Raw genomic sequence first — 17,003 nt, 5'->3', positions numbered from 1 at the left:
TCGATGATCGCTCCGCCCACGGGTGACCTTACCGACCTACGGCCGGAGGAGCCGGGCCGCCGGGCCTCGGGGACGCATGATGATGGCGGCCACGTAGTAGCCGCAGACGGTACGCCCCGGGTTCAGGTAGCGGTGCGGTTGGTCGGCCGCGAAGTAGACCGAGTCCCCGGAGGTCAGGTCGGCGGTCCGGTCGCCGACGGTCAGCCGCAACGTTCCGGAGTCGACGACGACGAATTCGTGCGAGCCGGGCGCGTAGGCCGGAAACTCACCGGCGTCGCACCCCGGCGGCAGCGAGGTGCGGACCAGTTCGAAGTTCACCCCGGGCACGACCGGGGTGAGGATCGTGCGCCGCCAGCCGCCGGGCTCGTCGGCGACGTCCTGCTCGGCCGCCCGGCGCACGGTGAACCGGCGGTCCGTCTCGTCCGTCAGCAGGTCGACCAGCCGGACACCCAGCCCGGTGGCGATCCTGTCCAGCAGCACGACGGTGGCCGCCTTGTCGCCGTGCTCGATCGAGGACAGCATGCTCACGCTGACCCCGCACCGGTCGGCCAGCCCCTGCAGGGTCAGGTCGCCGTCGAGGCGTAGCTGGCGGACCCGCTGGCCGAGAAGTTCCAGATCCATGTACGCTATAGTAGCAGCTAATTTCTCTATAGCGAAAACGGGATGCCCGATGGACGAGGACCTCGCGACGATCCGACCCGCCTCGCCGGCCGACCTCGACGCGATCGGCGAGATCTACGCGCACTACGTCGCGAACACGGCGACAACCTTCGAACTACGCGTGCCGGAACGGCGCGACTGGTCCGCCCGGTACTGGACGATCGCCGAGACCGGACTGCCGTTCCTGGTGACCGAGATGGACGGACGGATCGCGGGATACGCGTACTGCGCCCGCTGGAGGTCGCGGCAGGCGTACCGGCACACCGCCGAGAACTCGATCTACCTGGCACCCCGGGCCGTCGGCCGGGGACTGGGCACGGCACTGCTCGCCGAGTTGCTGCGGGTCAGCACGGTCGCCGGTGTCCGGGAGCTGATCGCGGTGATCGTCGACACCGGCGAACCGGCCTCGATGAGGCTGCACCGCCGGCTCGGATTCGCCGAGGCCGGCCGGTTGCGCCGGGTCGGCCACAAACACGGCCGCTGGCTGGACACCGTGCTGCTGCAACGCTCCCTGCCACCGGATCCGACGGCCTGACCGGTGGCCCCGGAGAACGTGACCCGCCCGGCGGCGGGTTCCGGTGTCAGTGGATACGGCGTCCCTGCGCGTCCGGCACCCCGGACTTGCGGAGAAAATAGGCGTTGACCTGGTCCCGCCACTCCTGCGCGGAGCGCAACTGCTCGTCGAGGCGTTCCCGCACCCGGGCGTCCAACCCCTGGTCGACCAGACCGGCGGCCGAGAGCCGTTCCCAGCGCCGCCGCGTCTCGGCCACCTGCTCGACCCCGGCGAAGTGGGTGTCGTAGATGTGCTGGATTACCGTCGAACCGCTGTGCAGGCGGTGCCCGTACGGGACGTGGTGGAAGAAGAGCAGCAACTCGTCGGGACACTGCTCCAGCGACTCGTACACGTCCGACCATGGCTGCGGGTACTGGCCGGTGAACCCCGTCCCCGACCTCCGCGTCCGGTCCACGCCGATGCCGTCCCGATCCGCGAAGTGGTAGGTGCCCCACGCCGTGTACTCGTAGCCGTCCACGTCGGGGCCGTAGTGGTGGCCGGGACGGACCATGAAGCCCACCCCCAGCGGCGTCGTGTACCGCTCGTAGGTGCGCCAGGAGTCGTCCATGATCTCGTGCAGCGTCCGCCGGAGCAGCTCGGGGTCGGCGGTCGCCGACGGCACGAAGGTGAGATCGATCCACTCGTCGAGGATGGCCGACGGATCCAGTCGCGGCGCCCACGCGAGCCGGCCGAAGGCGTACAGGTTGGCCTGGGCGAGCGGATGCCCGGTCCAGAAGGGATCGTCGCCGACGTTGGAGACCGCGACCAGCCCGCCGCCGGCCGTCGGCGCCGAGCCGTCGTCGTCCGTCGCCGGGCCGGCGGCCACGGTGGCGACGGTCGGCCCGCCGGCACCCCACGGTCCGAACTCCAGCACCTCGCGCCACCACGGGGCCAGATAGCAGACGTGCCGCTGCTGGCCCGTGTACTCCTGCGTCACCTGGAATTCCACCGCCAGGCGGGTGCCGGGCATCGCCGCGATGACCGGCGAGACCGGCTCCCGCACCTGGAAGTCCATCGGACCGTGCTTCACCTGGAGGACCACGTTCTCCCGGAACTGACCGTCGAGCGCGGCGAAGTGGTCGAAGGCCGCGCGGGCCCGGTCGGTCGACCGGTCGCGCCAGTCCTGGCGGTGGTTGTAGACGAAGGCACGCCAGTGCACGTCTCCGCCGAACGGGGCCAGCGCCTCGGCGAGTACGTTGGCGCCGTCGGCGTGGCTGCGTCCGTACGCGAACGGGCCCGGCTGCCCCTCGGAGTCGGCCTTGACCACGTAGCCCCCGAAGTCGGGGATCGTGTCGTACACCTGGGCCGTGGTGCCGGCCCACCACGCCCGGACCTTCTCGTCCAGCGGATCGGCCGACGACAGTCCGCCGAGAAGGATCGGCGCGGCGAAGCTGACCGACAGGTACACCCGGATCCCGTACGGACGCAGCAGTTCCGCGATCGCGGCGACGTCACCGAGCCGGTCCGTCAGCAGCCGCGCCTCGGTGGCGTGCACGTTGACGTTGTTCACCGCCACCGCGTTCACGCCAGAGGCCGCCAACAGCCGTCCGTACGCCCGCAACCGTGCCGGGTCGTGGTGCGGCCGGCCGTTCCGCCAGAAGATCGACCCACCCGCGTAGCCGCGCTCGACCTGGCCCGTCTGGTGATGCACGTCGACGTTGTCCCAGTGGTCGAGCATCCGCAGTCGCATCGCCGGGCGGTGGCGCTCCACCGGACGGTCGGCGCCGAACGCGGACTCGCCGAGCCGGACCACGTGGAACAGCCCGTAGAGCAGTCCGGCCGGGGCGTCTGCCAGCACCACCGTGCCGTGGCCGTGCCGGGCCAGCACGAAACCCTCGTCGCCGAGCGGGTCCGCGTGGTCGCCGTACCTCCGCCGGAACTCGGTCTCGACCGCCAACGCCTGGTCCGGCAGCGGTGCCGTGCCACGGAGCGCGAGCACCAGGTCGTACGCCCCGGCTCCGGTGTCGGCCTCCCCCGCCACCTGGCGCTCGTCGGCGGGCCGGAACTCCTGGTGCCGCAGTTGGCCGCCGTGCCAGGTGGCGGCCTGCGCCACCTCGCGCAGCACGGTGTCGACGAGCCGTCCGGCGCCGTGCACCAGGGTCCGGCCCGAGCCGAGGGCGCGAAACGCCTCCGGTGGCAACCAGGCCGGATGAACGCCGGGCGGATGAGGACTGGTCACGGAGGCTCCCGGAGATGCGTGCCGGTCGTCGCGGCGATGGGGGGTGGGCGGCCGCCCGGCTCGCCCGCAAGGGCGGTCCGATGGGCGGTACCCGCACAGCGATGATCGACTTTAGTACACGCCGGACGGGAGCCGCCCCGATGGATCCCGCTGGTCGCGCCACGGTCGGCGGTCCGGTACAGTGATGAACTTCCATGTCTTCCGTCCCGGGGATGATCATGATCGCTCGTCGACGCCCGTCCGCCCCGCAGGCAACCGCAATGGACCGGACCGCCGCCTCCGCAGGTTCCGCGCTCCGGACGGCGCGCCGGGCGGCGCTCGTGTTGACGCTCCTGCTCACCAGCGTCGTGGTGGGCTACGGTGCGCCGGCCGCCCAGGCCGCACCGGCCACGATCACCAACGGCACCCAGTTCCGCGACACCGCCGGCAACGTCCTGCACGCGCACGGCGGCGGCGTACTGAAGGTCGGGGACTACTACTACTGGTTCGGCGAGAACCGGAACTCGAACAACACCTTCCGGGCCGTCTCCGTCTACCGGTCCACCGACCTCAAGACCTGGGAATTCCGCAACAACGTCCTGACCCAGTCGTCGCACTCCGAACTGAACGTCGCCAACATCGAGCGCCCCAAGGTCATCTACAACAGCGCCACCGGCCGGTACGTGATGTGGATGCACAAGGAGAACGGATCCGACTACGGCGAGGCGCGGGCCGCCGTCGCCTCCTCGACCACGGTCGACGGCGCCTACACGTACCACGGCAGCTTCCGGCCACTGGGGCACATGTCCCGGGACATCACGCTCTACAACGACAACGGCACGGCGTACATGATCTCGGCGGCCGACGAGAACTACGACCTGCACATCTACCGGCTCACCTCGGACTACCTGAGCATCGGCACACTGGTCGGCAACTTCTGGGACGGCGCCCACCGCGAGGCACCCGCGATGTTCAAACGGGGCAGCGTCTACTTCCTGCTGACCTCGGGGGCGACGGGCTGGAGCCCGAACCAGGCGAAGTACGCGACCGCGTCGAGCATCTCCGGCCCGTGGACCGGCTGGACGAACGCCGGCAACTCGACGACCTTCGACTCCCAGCCGACGTACGTGCTGCCGATCCAGGGCTCGACGACGACCAGCTACCTGTACATGGGCGACCGTTGGGCCGGCGCCTGGGGCGGGCCGGCGAACGACTCCCAGTACGTCTGGTTGCCGATCGCCTTCCCCTCCGACACCAGCCTGAGCCTGAGCTGGTATCCACAGGTCACCGTCGACACCGCCGCCGGCACCGTCTCCGGCAGCGGCGGTCCCCCGCCGGGCACCTACTACCGGCTCACCGCCCGGCACAGCGGCCGGGTGATGGACGTGATGGACTCCTCGACGGCCAACAACGCCGAGGTGAAGCAGTGGGGCTGGAACGGCGGCACGAACCAGAAATGGGCCTTCCAGGACACCGGCGGCGGCTACTACCAGATCGTCAACCAGAACAGCGGGCGCTGCCTCGACGTCGCCAGCGGCTCGACCGCCGACGGCGCCAACGTCATCCAGTACGCCTGCGGCACCGGCACCAACCAGCAATGGCAGTGGGCCGCCACCGGCAGCTACTTCCAGCTCCGGGCCAGGCACAGCGGCAAGTGCCTCGACGTGGTCAACTCCTCCACCGCCGACGGCGGAGACATCCAGCAGTACACCTGCGGCAGTCAGAACAACCAGCAGTGGTCCCGTACCCAGTCGTGAGCCGCACGTCGGCGGGCCGACCCGCCGGTGACCCGGCCCGGGACCACCGCCGAGGCGGGCGGTCCCGGGCGGTGGCGGCGGTCAGGCCGCCGGCACGTACTTCTCCAGGTCGTCGAGGATCTTTCCGGCGGCGGTGACCCCGATTCCGGTCATCCACGTCTCGTCGGCGACCACGTGGGTCCGGCCCGCCTTGACCGCCCCGAGGTTCCGCCACAGGCTGCCGCCGGTCACCTTGGCCTGCTCGGCCGCGGCCTTCTCGCCGAAGGCGGTCACGAAGATGATGTCCCCGTCGAGTTCGGCGATCCGTTCGAGGCTCACCTTGTCGAACCGCTTGTCCTCCTTGTCGGTCAGAAGCTGCCGCTCGGGACGCCCCAGTCCGACGTCGCCGAGCACCAGGCCGGAGAACGACGCCGGCCCGTACACCCGGATCTCGGTGGGACGGAACCGGACGATCGAGATCTTCCGCTCCCCCGGGTTACCGATCCTGGCGCCGACATCCTTGGCCCGCTTCTCGTACGCGGCGAGCAGGTCCTTGGCCTCCTGCTCCTTGCCGAGCGCCTGCCCGTCGAGGAGGAAGTTCTCCTTCCAGGTGATGCCGACCCGCTCGGTGAAGACGGTGGGCGCGATCGCGGACAGCTCGTCGTAGAACTTCTCCTGGCGGAACTTGCTGCCCAGGATCAGGTCCGGTTGCAGGGCGCTGATCGCCTCCAGGTCGGGCTCGGTGAGCAGGCCGACCTGCTTGATCCCGGCGACGGCCTCGGCACCGAAGTACGTCGGCCAGCCGGCGACCTCACCTGCCTGTGCCGCGCCGATCGGGGTCACGCCGAGGGACAGCGCCGTGTCGATCTTGTCGGAGTCCAGCACCACCACCCGCTGCGGATGCGCCGGCACCTTCGTGCTGCCCATCGCGTGGGTGATGGTCCGGGTCTGGCCGGCGGCCTCCTCTCCGACCACCGGATCGCTGCTGGCGCATCCGGTCAGGCCGGCACCGATGGCGGCGACGGCGAGGAGGGCGAGAACTCTGCGGCGCATGACGAACCTTTCGTAACGGACGATGTGCGAAGCGTCGGGACGACCAGTGGCGCCCCGGTCACCGGACAGGGCACGACAACGCAGTCGAGCCCGAAGACCTCGCGGACCAGGTCCACGGTGAGGATCTGCCGGGGTGGCCCGGCCGCGACGACCGCACCCGCCCGCATCGCGACCAGGTGATCGGCGTACCGGGCGGCCTGGTTGAGGTCGTGCAGGACGGCGACGACGGTCCGGCCGCGCTCGGTACGCAGCCGGTGCAGCAGGTCGAGGACCTCCACCTGGTGGGCGAGGTCGAGGAAGGTGGTCGGCTCGTCGAGCAGCAGCGCCTCGGTGTCCTGGGCCAGTGTCATGGCGATCCAGACCCGCTGCCGCTGCCCGCCGGAGAGGGTGTCGACGGGCCGCTCGGCCAACTCCTGGACGTCGGCCAACTCCATCGCCTCGGCGACCGCGACCTCGTCGGACGGCGACCACTGCCGCCACCACCGCTGGTACGGCTGCCGCCCCCGGCCGACCAGGTCTGCGACGGTGACCCCCTCGGGCACCAGCGGACTCTGCGGGAGCACTCCCAGCCGGCGGGCCACCGCGCGGGTCGGCAGGTCCCGGATCGCCGTCCCGTCCAGCAACACGGTGCCCCGGCGCGGCGTGAGCAACCGGGCCATGGTGCGCAGCAGCGTCGACTTGCCGCAGGCGTTCGGCCCGACGATGACGGTGAACGCGTCGGCGGGCAGGTCGAGGTCGAGCCCGTCGAGAACGGTCCGGTCGTCGTACCCGACCGAGAGATCGCGAGTGGAGAGCATCTAGGAGACCTTCCGTCGACCGCGGAGCAGCAGGTAGATCAGGTACGGCCCGCCGAGGGCGGCGGTCAGCACGCCGGCGGGCAGTTGGGTGGGGGCGAACAGCCGGCGTCCGGCCAGGTCGGCGAGGACGACCAGGAGCGCGCCCACCAGCGCGGCGCAGACCAGCGGCGGTCGCTCGGCGCGGACCAGCCGCCGGGCCACCTGCGGGGCGACCAGGGCCACGAAGTCCACCGCGCCGACCTGCGCGGTGACCATCGCGGCGGCGAGGACGCCGGTGGTGGCCAGGCCCACCCGGCGGGCCACCGGGCGGAGTCCGACCCCGCGTGCGGTGTCGTCGTCGAGCGCACTGCCGTTCAACGCCCAGCCGGCCCAGAGCAGCACCGGCAGCAGCACCAGCAGGGTCATCCCGAGGTACGCGGCCTCGCGCCAACCCTTGCCGGCCAGCGTGCCGACCAGCCAGAGTTGTGCACGCAGCCCGTCGATCGGGTCCGCGGAGAGCATCACGACCTCGGTCAGCGCCCGCAGTGCCACCGCGACGGCGACCCCGGCCAGCACGAACCGTTGCGCGGCCAACCCGTGCCGGAGTCCGAGCAGCAGCACCACGACCGTGGCGGCGAGCCCGCCGGCGAGCGCTGCCGGCGCGATGAGCGGCGCGGCGGCACCACTGGTCAACGCCACCGTGGCGGCGAGCCCGGCGCCCTGGGTGACGCCGACGACGTCGGGGCTCGCCAACGGGTTCCGGGCGACGCTCTGGATCAGGGTGCCGGCGATGCCGAACACGGCACCGACCAGCGCGGCCAGTACGACCCGGGGCAGCCGCAGGTCGAGCACGACCAGGTCGTACCGGGTACCGGCGCCGGAGACCGATCGGAGCACGTCGACCGGGGCGACGTACGGGGTGCCGAGCGACAGACTCAGTACGACGGCGGCGGCGAGCAGGACGACCAGGACGCCGCCGACCAGCAGCGGTCGGTGCCGTACGACCAGACGGGCGGGGCCGAGCCGGACCAGTGTCCGGCCCACGGGCAGTGCGGTCATGGCCGCTCCTCGCTCCGCCTCGTCATGCGGTCACCACCCGGGCCCGGCGGATCAGCACGACCAGCAGCGGCGCGCCGAGCAGCGCGGTGACGATGCCGGCCGGCACCTCTCCCGGGGGCGCGACCAGCCGGCCGACGACGTCGGCGGTGAGCAGTAGCGCCGGGCCGAGCAGCGCGGCCAGCACCAGGGTCCAGCGGTGGTCGGTGCCGACCAGGGCGCGGGCCAGGTGCGGCACGGCCAGTCCGATGAACGCGATCGGCCCGGCCCCGGCCACGGCCGCCCCGATGAGCAGTACGGCTGCGGCACCGCCGGCCAGCCGGACCAGCCCGACGTGGTGGCCGAGCCCCCGGGCCACGTCGTCGCCGAGGGCCAGCGCGTCCAGGCCCCGGGCGGCGAAGCCGGCGAGCAGGACGCCGGCCAGGACGAAGGGCGCGACCTGGGCGGTGACTCCGACGTCCCGGCCGGTGAGCCCGCCGACCACCCAGAACCGGTACTCCTCGAAGGTGCGTGCGTCGACGGTCAGCAGGGCGATGACCATCGCGCCGAGGCTCGCGTCGAGGGCAACGCCGACCAGGGCCAGGGTCACCGGGCTGGCGCCCTCCCGGGCCCGGTTGGCGATGCCGAAGACCAGCAGCCCGGCGAGAAGTGCGCCGACGACGCCGAACCAGACGTACCCGGCGAGGCTGCCGATGCCGAAGACCGCGATCGCGACGACCACCCCCAGGGACGCACCGGCGCTGACGCCGAGAATCCGTGGCTCGGCCAGAGGGTTGCGGGTCAGCGCCTGTAGCAGCACCCCGGCGAGGGCCAGGGCCGGTCCGACGGTGAGGCCGAGCAGGGTACGCGGGACCCGCAGCTCTCGGACGATGGTGCTGGCCTCGCCGCCGTCCGGCGCGACCAGAGCGTGCCAGACCTGACCGGGGGCGAGGGGCTTGCTACCCAGCGCAAGACTCGCCAGCACCACCAGCACCAGCAGTACCGCCGCCCCGGTGGTGACCGCGACGCGCCGGGTGGCACGGCGCCGCCGGCCCTCCCCCGGCCTGGTCGATCGGGTCGCAACGGTCGTCACGATATTTCCTCGCACCCCTCGTATTAGGTTCGGCTAACCTTACGATCCGCAGGTCGACGGGCCTACCCGGGATGACGGATCTCACCGAGTCGACCCGGGCGTTCACCAGCGGCGACGCGCCCGTGGCAACCGTCGGCCGGACGGATCCGGCACCATCGGCCGGTGACCATCGCCCACTTCAAAGACCTGTGCCTGGATCCCGAGGGCAGCGAGTTCTGCGCGTTCGCGCCGGAGGAACCTTGACGAAGGCCCGATCAGTGCGAGGCGGGCGGAACCGTGCCGCTGTCGACCAGGCCGTCGCGGAGCCGTCCCAGTCCCAAGGCCAGCAGCCACAGGACGGAGCCGACGATTCCGGTGGTGAGCAGCGTCCAGGGATCGCCCGTGACCAGCCGCACGACGGCGTACCCGACGAGCAGGGCGACGGTCACGAGCAGGACGACGCGGACGGTGGCGAACAGCCGGCGGGCGGCGACCAGGGCCGTCCGGGCCACGGTGTCGCCGACGAGCGTCACCCGGACCCGCAGTACCCCCACCACGAGCGCGACGACCGACAGTTGCGCCACGACACCGCCGACCGCGAACGGTAGCGCCGGCGCCTCGCCGGCGACCAGCATGGCGATGCCGCCAGCGCTGAAGAACATCAGGAGGACGATGACGATGACGGCCGCGCGGGCCACCCGCCAGGCACCCTGCCGCATTCTCCTGGCGTCGGGCACGCGGACGCGGTCCGGCCCGCCGGTGGGCATGGGCTGGTACATCGGTTCCATTCGGTCTGGGCAGCGGTTCCGGGGGGTGGGAGGCGCGGGTCAGCCGCCGTCGACCGGCCGGAAGGGATCCACCCGGTGCCGTGCCTTCGCCGTCCGGTTGGTGGTCGTCGCGATCGCGTTGAACATGACCCGGCCGAGCACGGCGTGCGCCTGCACCGCCGGATGCGTCGCCCCGTAGTTGTCGAGGTCGCCGAGGGAGTCGGCGAACAGCGCGTACGTCAGCGTCGGGGCACCGTTCGCGTCGAACATGATGCCGGCCTCGTGCCGCGCCGCGCCCAGGTCGTCGAAGTCCGCGCCGTACTTGGTGGCGATCCGGCTGCGCTCGGCCGAGGACATGTTGCGCCGGATCCCGTCGTGGTAACCGTTGATCCAGCGCAGGATGCCGAGCAGGAAGTCCGCCGACCTCGTGGAGAGCAGCGTCTTGGTGGCCAGCCGCCACAGCAGGTCGTGGGTCTCGCGCGGCGTGGTGACGCCGAGGAAGAACCGGTTCGGGTTGGCGACCGGTTCCACCCGGGTGTGCGTGAAGCCCTTGGCGGCGAGGATTTCGTTGATCTCCAGTGCCGGGACCACCCGGCCGCACATCCGGACCGCCGTGTTGTCCGAGACGAGCAGCATCGCGGTGAGGAAGTTGGCCACCGTGACCTGGTCGCCCCAGACGGTCTGCAGGAAGTAGATGCCGGTGCCGCCGAGGATGATGTCCGCGCTGAGGTCGAGCCGCTGGTCCAGCTGCAACTCGCCACGATCGATCTTGTCCATCACCGCCACCGCGACCGCGAGCTTCTGCACGCTGTAGCCGTGGGTCACGTGGTCGGCGTCATCCTCCACGATGGACTCCAGCGCACCGGCCGGATTGACCATCGCGATGTGCGAGTGCCACACCCCGCCCGCCCGGGTCTTCTGCTCGTCGTACCTACGCCGGATCTTGTTCCGGTTCGCGGCGACGCTTGCCTGCACGGCCGGCTCGACCGGTCCGCTCGGCGCGGCGACCGCGGCCCGACCGGTGGCCACCAGCGTCGCCGCCGCCGCCCCCATCCCGATCGCGACCCGACGAGTGACGGGCTCCGCCATGGTTCCTCCCCCGGTGACCATCGACAGCTCTCGAGGAAGAGTAGCGATCGGGACTTCCAGCAACAAGCCGGACAGCGGTCGGGGCGTGGGGTCCGTTCCAGTCGTCGTTCAGTCCACATCCAGCGGGGTGGGTCAGGCTTCCGTCGAGATGTCGTCACCGGCACCGTCACCGATCGGAGCACACATGCGTCGGATCTCCGCCACCCTGGCCGCGCTCACCATGGCGGCCGGCATCGTCGCGGCCGCATCGCCCGCCCACGCCGCACCCGGCGACCAGATGTGGTCGTGCGGCGCCGTCCCGTCGGGTTGGGTGGTCCTCGCCTACGGGGGCACCTGCGCCACGTCCGCGACGCCCCGGGCGAGCTACCAGTTCATCCAACAGGCCGAAGGCATGCCGGCCGGCAACAGCCTCACCGTCTGTGCGTGGTCGTCGATCCCCGCCGGCTGGCGCGTGGTCTACGGCCCGGTTCCGGTCGGTCAGTGCACCATCGGCTGGGGTTCGCCCTCCCCGAACGCACTCATCATCAGCAACTCCTGACGATCACCCTGGCGGCCGACCGGGCCGGCCGCCGGGGTGGTCAGGCCAGCGGTCAGGAGTGCGTCGTGGGGCAGTCCTCCCATGCCGTACCCCCCCGGGGGGACCCGGGCGGCAGCTACCGCCGTGTCGGCCCGGATGCGGAATCGGCACGTACGGCCTGCTCGAACTCGGCTCGACGCAGCGACGCTCCGAAGACGGGGCCGCCGGGTTCCAGGAGGCGGCCGGCGGCCAGGCTGTCCAGACGTACGGCGTCGTAACCGATCCGCTCGACGACGTCGGCCACGAGGTCCCGCGCGCCCTCGTCGTCGCTGGCGACACCGAGCGCCCGCCGCTGGGCGGAGCCCGCCGGCCGGCGTTCCTCTTCGAGTTCGTGGTAGCCCGTGTGGTTGAGCGTCTTGACGACCGTCGACCGGGGCAGCCGACGCGCGACGATCTCGCTGCTGCCGTACCGGCGGTCCTCGAACATCTCCTGGACGCCGTCGGTCGGCGGCCAGTAGTTCATCATGTCCACGACGAGCCGGTCGGCGACCAGACCCGGGTCGACGGAGGTGAACCGGTGCAGTGGGACCGCGAGCATCACGATGTCGGCGTCGGCGACGGCGTCGGCCGCCCAGCGCGGCTCGGCGCCCGGTGCCAGCACCTGGGTGATGAGCGCGATCCGCTCGGGGTCCCCGGAGGCCGCGACCGTCACCCGGTAGCCGGCGGCGATCGCGACCCGGGCGACCACCGGGCCGACGTGTCCGGCACCGAGTACGGCGATCCGTGGCAACGAGGACGTTCCGGTCATGACCGTTCACCTTCCGGGTCGGTGGCGCTCGGCGCCGGTTGGCGGTGGCTCCGCGGCGCGTACAGGATGTCGGCGAGGGCCTCGAGCTGCTCGGGCGTCAGGACGTCGACAAGGTGTGCCCTGACCGCCCTCGGGTGGGGTGCGGTCGCCCGCCGGAACAGTCGCGCTCCGTCGTCGGTGAGCGAGACCTCGGCCCCCGGCTGTCGGTGGCGCACTCGTCCCGGCGGACCGGGCCGCGACGCTCCATCCGGGCGAGGTGGTGGGAGAGGCGGCTCCGTCGTCGTCCACGGCCCGCTCCCCCTCATTGACGCGTCAACCATAGCCGGAAGGGGATGGTGGCGGCGATTCACCGGGATGGCGATGGCGGACGGCCGGCTGGCCCACCGGTTCGGCTCCGCCGGACCATCGGGCCTTGCGTCGTCGGCACCACCACCGCGCCCGCCATCACCCCGAGTAACCAGATAAGTACTTTTTGTTGCAGTTCGCGTAACTTGTCCGGATATTCCATCGTTCAGTCGGAGGACAGGGCTGGAGGCCAACTTCCGATCCGTCCGATCATCTGTGCGGAGACGGGGGAGACGTGGGTTCCATCCGGACGAGCTTGTCCACACTTGCGACGGTGCTGGTCGCGGGCGGCATCGTGGTCGGTTCGCCAACGCCGGCCATGGCACAACCGGGCAGTGCCGACGCCCGCGGCCTGGTGGTCGACCTGTCCGCCGAGGTCCTCGACGTCGCCGTGATCAGCGCGGACGCCACCGTCGGCAGTGCGACAGCACCGGCCGGCGGCGGCACGGACACCTCCACCGTGGCGCCCATCTCCCTCCCCGGTGCCGTCGGGGTAACCGCGAGCGGCACTGTCGAAGAGGTCACCGCCACCCGGGGCGCGACCGCCTCGTCCGCGTTCTCCAACGTCAACGGGCTCAACCTGACGGTGCTCGGCATCGACGTGATCGACGCGGCCGAGGTCACCGCCACCGCCACCTGCCCACTCGTCGGAGCGCAGACCGCCGACACCACGATCACCGATCTGTCGCTGTTCGGCACGACCGTCACGCCGGTCGCGAACGGCCCGAGCGTCACCGGCAGCGCGGGCGTCACCGTGCCAGGACTGCTCGGCGCCACCCTCAACGCCGCACTGACCCGCACCGAGACCACCACCGCCACGGGAGCAACCGCCACCGCCGTACTGGCCACGCTCACCCTCACCGGCACCATCGCCGGGGATTCGGTAACGATCCCGGTCGGTACCGTGATCGTGGCGCGGGCGAGCTGTGAACGTCCGCCGGCCCCGGTCCCGCCGACGACGGCGACGATCACGCCGGACTCCGGTCCAGAGTCCGGCGGCCAGACCGTCACCATCACCGGCACGGGCTTCGTCCCCGGCGAAACCACGGTGACGTTCGACGGCGTACCCGCGACCGGCGTCACCATCGCGACCGGCGGATCCTCGCTGACCGCCGTCACCCCCGCGAATCCCATCGGACCAGCGGCCGTCGTCGTCACCACGCCCGGCGGCTCCGCGGCACCACTGGACTACACCTACCTGGCCGATGGCAGCGGCGCCACCATCACCGGCCTGACCCCGCCCTCCGGCCCCACCGGCGGCGGCACCACCGTCACCATCACCGGCACCGGCCTGACCGGAGCGGTCGCCGTCGACTTCAACGGGCTGCCCTCCACCGACTTCACCATCAACCCGGCGGGTACCACCATCACCGTGGTGACCCCGCCGAACCCCAGCGGCCCGGCGCTGGTGGAAGTCGTCCTCCCCGCCGGCCGGGTGACGGCACCGCCGTTCACCTACATCGCGCCGACGATCACCTCGATCGTCCCGAACCAGGGTCCGAGCACCGGTGGCACCAGCGTGACGATCACCGGTACCGGATTCACCGGTGCGACCGGAGTCACTTTCGGTGACGCCGCCGGCACCAACCTGGTGGTCGACCCGAGCGGCACCTCACTCACCGTGCTCACCCCGGCCGGCACACCCGGACCGGTCGACGTGACCGTGCTGATCCCCGGAGCCGACGCGGTCGCCCCGGGCGGCTTCACCTACCTGGCCGACGGCAGCGGCGCGGTCGTCACCGGGCTGACTCCGACCTCCGGACCCACCGTCGGCGGCACCACCGTCACCATCACCGGCACCGGCCTCACCGGGGCGACCGGAGTGACCTTCGACGGCAACCCCGGCAGCAACCTGGTGGTCGACCCGAGCGGCACCTCGCTCACCGTGGTCACCCCACCCGGACTGGCCGGACCGGCGGAAGTGCGGGTGCGGGTCCCCGGCGCTGACGCGGTCGCACCGGACGGCTTCACGTACCTGCCTGTGGCACCAATCGTCGAGTCGGTCGACCCGCCCCGGGGGGCCAGCACGGGCGGCACGACCGTGACGATCGGCGGCGGCGGGTTCGTACCCGGCCAGACGACGGTCACGATCTGCGGACAGACCATCCCGGCCAGCCGGACCTCGGTGAACCAGGAGGGTACGTCGCTGTCCTTCCGCACCCCGCCATGCCCGGCCGGCGACACCACGGTCAGCGTCAGCACGCTGAACGGCGTCTCCAACGCGGTCTTCTTCCGGTACGTCGGCCAGAACCTCCCGGTCACCGGTAGCTCCACCATCGCACTGGTCGGGTACAGCTCCGGCGCGGTCGTCATCGGAGTTGTACTGCTGCTTCTCGGCCGCCGTCGCGGAGACCACCTCCGCCGGTTCGTCCGACCGTCCGATGGTCAGGTCACAGCGGAAGCCACTCGGTGCCGGTGGTGACCGCCGCCAGGGCGTCGGGCACCGGCTCGACGCCGATTCCCGGACCGGTCGGCACGGCGAGATGGCCGTCCGCGAGCACGAACGGAGCCGTGACGTCCGTCCGGTAGTAGCGGTCCGAGGCGGAGGTGTCGCCGGGCAGCGTGAACCCGGGCAGTGCCGCCAGCGCCACGTTCGCGGCCCGGCCGATCCCGCTCTCCAGCATGCCGCCGCACCAGACCGGCACGCCGTGCGCCACGCACACGTCGTGGACCCGGCGTGCCTCCAGGTAGCCGCCGACCCGGCCCGGCTTGACGTTCACGATCGCGCACGCCCCCAACCGGATGGCGTCGGCGGCGGCCCGCGCCGAGGTGATCGACTCGTCCAGGCAGACCGGCGTGCGGATGACCCGGGCCAGGTCCGCGTGCCCGAGCAGGTCCTCCTCGTCCAGCGGCTGTTCGATCAGCAGCAGGTCGAACGGGTCCAGCCGGGCCAGATGCCGGGCGTCCGCCCGGGTGTACGCGGTGTTCGCGTCCACCTGCAACAGGACGTCGTCACCGAAGCGCTCCCGTACGGCACGCACCGGCTCGACGTCCCACCCCGGCTCGATCTTCAGTTTGATCCGGACGTAGCCGGCCGCCAGGTAGCCGCCCACCGCGTCCAGCAGTTCGCCGACCGAGTCCATGATGCCCACCGAGACTCCACACGGGACGCGCTCGCGTACCGCCCCCAGTTCCCGGGCGAGCGACCGGTTCGCGGCGCGCAGTTCGGCGTCGAGCACGGCGGTCTCCAGCGCCGCCTTCGCCATCCGGTGCCCCTTGACCGGGGCCAGTGCCGGAGCCACCCGGTTGGCGTCCAGGCCCGGCTGCGCCGCGAGCGCCGGGATCAGGAATCGGCGCAGCACCTCCGCGGCCGCCGCCACGTACTCCGAGGAGTAGGACGGTTCCGACATCGCCACGCACTCGCCCCAGCCCTCGGCCTCCGCCGTGACCACCCGGAGCAACAGGACGTCCCGGGACGTCTCCGTGCCGAAGGAGGTCCGGAACGGTGCCACCAGCGGCATGCGGATCCGGCGCAGTTCCACTCCGGTGAGCTTCATCGGCTGTCCTCCCTCGTTTCCCGCGTCACCACATACCATCCGGAGCGGTCGAAGCCGACCACCCGGGCGCCCTCGGCCATCAGCGGCGCCAGCACGCCGCGCACCGCGACGCGCCACTCCCTCGCGGCACCCGGATCCGTCCGGCGCACCGTCGCGATGTCCGCGGGCACCGCCACCAGCAGGACGTTCCCGTCGGTCCGGCCGGTCGCCGGGCGGTTCCGGGCGGACCGTCCCAGCGCGACCACGGCGCCAGCCGCCCGCTCCACCTCGACATCGCGGGGCGCCAGCGAGCGGGCACACGCCGCCACGACGGTGGCGGCGGCGAGTTCCCAGCTCACCAGCAACCGGTCGGTGTCGTCGTTGCCGTTGATGCCGTCGTTCATCGCGCCGTAGAAATTCGGCAGGTACTGCGCCGGCACCGCCGCCAGCTTGGACAGGTTGAAGTACGCGTTGCGGCAGACCAACGGGTCGAACGTCCAGGCGATCGTGGCCACCCCACGGCGCAGTGCCCAGGCACGCTGGTGCAGCTTCAGGGCGAAGCCGACGTTGCGCCCCAGGGCCGCCCCGGACACTCCGGCGATGTGACTGTGCATCGACCGCTCCCGGGGCGGGCCGAAGAACCCCACGCAGGCGCCCACCAGCAGCCCACCGTCGTACGCCCCGGCGACGTAGTTGCCCGCCTTCGCCAGCGCACGCAACAGTTCCATGGTCACCGGCGGGTTCGTCGGATCGGGTCGCCAGATCCCCTCGTACAGCCGGTGCACCGCGCGGAGTTCGGCGAGGTCGGCGAGGTGGCGGACGGTGACGCCGGCCGCCCGCGCGGCCGCACCGGCCGCGCTGTCGGCCATCGCGCCGACGGCCTCCGCCATGCTTCCGCCCGGATCGTGCCGCGTCATGGTCAGCGGGGGCCGGAGCCGGTGGCCGACGTGGTCGGGAT

General features: G+C 71.8%; 16 protein-coding genes. 4 read left to right on the top strand and 12 right to left on the bottom strand.

Features of this window, described 5'->3' with window-relative positions; all coding sequences use genetic code 11:
- Positions 1-36: 36 nt before the first annotated feature.
- Positions 37-621, bottom strand: coding sequence for a helix-turn-helix domain-containing protein (locus tag I0C86_RS36480; protein ID WP_196205865.1), 585 nt, complete (start codon positions 619-621; stop codon positions 37-39).
- Between the two features lie 49 nt (positions 622-670).
- Between I0C86_RS36480 and I0C86_RS36475 the strand changes: the two genes are divergently transcribed.
- The gene (locus I0C86_RS36475; protein WP_196205864.1) at positions 671-1,195 is read left to right on the top strand and encodes a GNAT family N-acetyltransferase; all 525 of its coding nucleotides are present in this window, start codon (positions 671-673) and stop codon (positions 1,193-1,195) included.
- A gap of 46 nt (positions 1,196-1,241) precedes the next feature.
- Here I0C86_RS36475 and I0C86_RS36470 read toward each other — a convergent pair whose 3' ends face one another.
- Positions 1,242-3,392 carry an alpha-glucuronidase gene (locus I0C86_RS36470; protein WP_196205863.1) on the bottom strand — a complete coding sequence of 717 codons (2,151 nt, stop codon included), beginning with the start codon at positions 3,390-3,392 and terminating at the stop codon, positions 1,242-1,244.
- 260 nt (positions 3,393-3,652) lie between these two features.
- Between I0C86_RS36470 and I0C86_RS36465 the strand changes: the two genes are divergently transcribed.
- On the top strand, positions 3,653-5,128 hold the full coding sequence (locus tag I0C86_RS36465; RefSeq protein WP_196205903.1) for an RICIN domain-containing protein: 1,476 nt from the start codon (positions 3,653-3,655) through the stop codon (positions 5,126-5,128).
- Positions 5,129-5,209: 81 nt separating this feature from the next.
- On the opposite strand, the gene I0C86_RS36460 is transcribed toward I0C86_RS36465, so the two are convergent.
- The 6 genes from I0C86_RS36460 to I0C86_RS36435 form a co-directional block, all read right to left on the bottom strand.
- Positions 5,210-6,160 (bottom strand): ABC transporter substrate-binding protein, encoded by a 951-nt coding sequence (locus I0C86_RS36460; RefSeq protein WP_196205862.1) that lies wholly within the window; start codon positions 6,158-6,160, stop codon positions 5,210-5,212.
- Entirely contained in the window at positions 6,106-6,957 is an 852-nt protein-coding gene (locus I0C86_RS36455; protein ID WP_196205861.1) for an ABC transporter ATP-binding protein, read from the bottom strand. The genes I0C86_RS36460 and I0C86_RS36455 overlap by 55 nt, the downstream gene beginning before the upstream one ends.
- Positions 6,958-7,995, bottom strand: coding sequence for a FecCD family ABC transporter permease (locus tag I0C86_RS36450; RefSeq protein WP_230395390.1), 1,038 nt, complete (start codon positions 7,993-7,995; stop codon positions 6,958-6,960).
- A gap of 22 nt (positions 7,996-8,017) precedes the next feature.
- A complete protein-coding gene (locus I0C86_RS36445; protein WP_196205860.1) occupies positions 8,018-9,064 on the bottom strand; it encodes a FecCD family ABC transporter permease in 1,047 nt (348 codons plus the stop codon).
- Between the two features lie 254 nt (positions 9,065-9,318).
- The gene (locus I0C86_RS36440) at positions 9,319-9,822 is read right to left on the bottom strand and encodes a hypothetical protein (RefSeq protein ID WP_196205859.1); all 504 of its coding nucleotides are present in this window, start codon (positions 9,820-9,822) and stop codon (positions 9,319-9,321) included.
- A 48-nt stretch (positions 9,823-9,870) separates the two neighbouring features.
- Positions 9,871-10,899: a serine hydrolase gene (locus I0C86_RS36435; protein WP_196205858.1), complete on the bottom strand. Its 1,029-nt coding sequence runs from the start codon at positions 10,897-10,899 to the stop codon at positions 9,871-9,873.
- 184 nt (positions 10,900-11,083) lie between these two features.
- On the opposite strand from I0C86_RS36435, the gene I0C86_RS36430 reads away from it, so the two are divergent.
- On the top strand, positions 11,084-11,437 hold the full coding sequence (locus I0C86_RS36430; protein WP_196205857.1) for a hypothetical protein: 354 nt from the start codon (positions 11,084-11,086) through the stop codon (positions 11,435-11,437).
- Positions 11,438-11,552: 115 nt separating this feature from the next.
- Here the strand turns inward: I0C86_RS36430 and I0C86_RS36425 are convergent, their stop codons facing one another.
- Both I0C86_RS36425 and I0C86_RS36420 read right to left on the bottom strand, forming a co-directional pair.
- On the bottom strand, positions 11,553-12,224 hold the full coding sequence (locus I0C86_RS36425) for an NADPH-dependent F420 reductase (RefSeq protein ID WP_196205856.1): 672 nt from the start codon (positions 12,222-12,224) through the stop codon (positions 11,553-11,555).
- On the bottom strand, positions 12,221-12,439 hold the full coding sequence (locus I0C86_RS36420; protein ID WP_196205855.1) for a hypothetical protein: 219 nt from the start codon (positions 12,437-12,439) through the stop codon (positions 12,221-12,223). Before I0C86_RS36420 ends, I0C86_RS36425 begins: the two co-directional genes overlap by 4 nt.
- A gap of 386 nt (positions 12,440-12,825) precedes the next feature.
- Between I0C86_RS36420 and I0C86_RS36415 the strand changes: the two genes are divergently transcribed.
- Positions 12,826-14,991, top strand: coding sequence for an IPT/TIG domain-containing protein (locus tag I0C86_RS36415; RefSeq protein WP_196205854.1), 2,166 nt, complete (start codon positions 12,826-12,828; stop codon positions 14,989-14,991).
- On the opposite strand, the gene menC is transcribed toward I0C86_RS36415, so the two are convergent.
- Together menC and I0C86_RS36405 are read right to left on the bottom strand one after the other, a co-directional pair.
- Entirely contained in the window at positions 14,960-16,066 is a 1,107-nt protein-coding gene (menC, locus tag I0C86_RS36410; protein ID WP_196205853.1) for an o-succinylbenzoate synthase, read from the bottom strand. The two genes, I0C86_RS36415 and menC, sit on opposite strands and share 32 nt — an antisense overlap.
- A partial coding sequence (locus I0C86_RS36405) for a hypothetical protein (RefSeq protein ID WP_323374068.1) occupies positions 16,063-17,003 on the bottom strand: 941 nt, incomplete at its 5' end. The genes menC and I0C86_RS36405, both read right to left, overlap by 4 nt.

This window comes from Plantactinospora alkalitolerans, assembly GCF_015690345.1.
GTDB classification, from domain to species: domain Bacteria; phylum Actinomycetota; class Actinomycetes; order Mycobacteriales; family Micromonosporaceae; genus Plantactinospora; species Plantactinospora alkalitolerans.
This window is presented reverse-complemented; position numbering and strand designations above follow the sequence as displayed.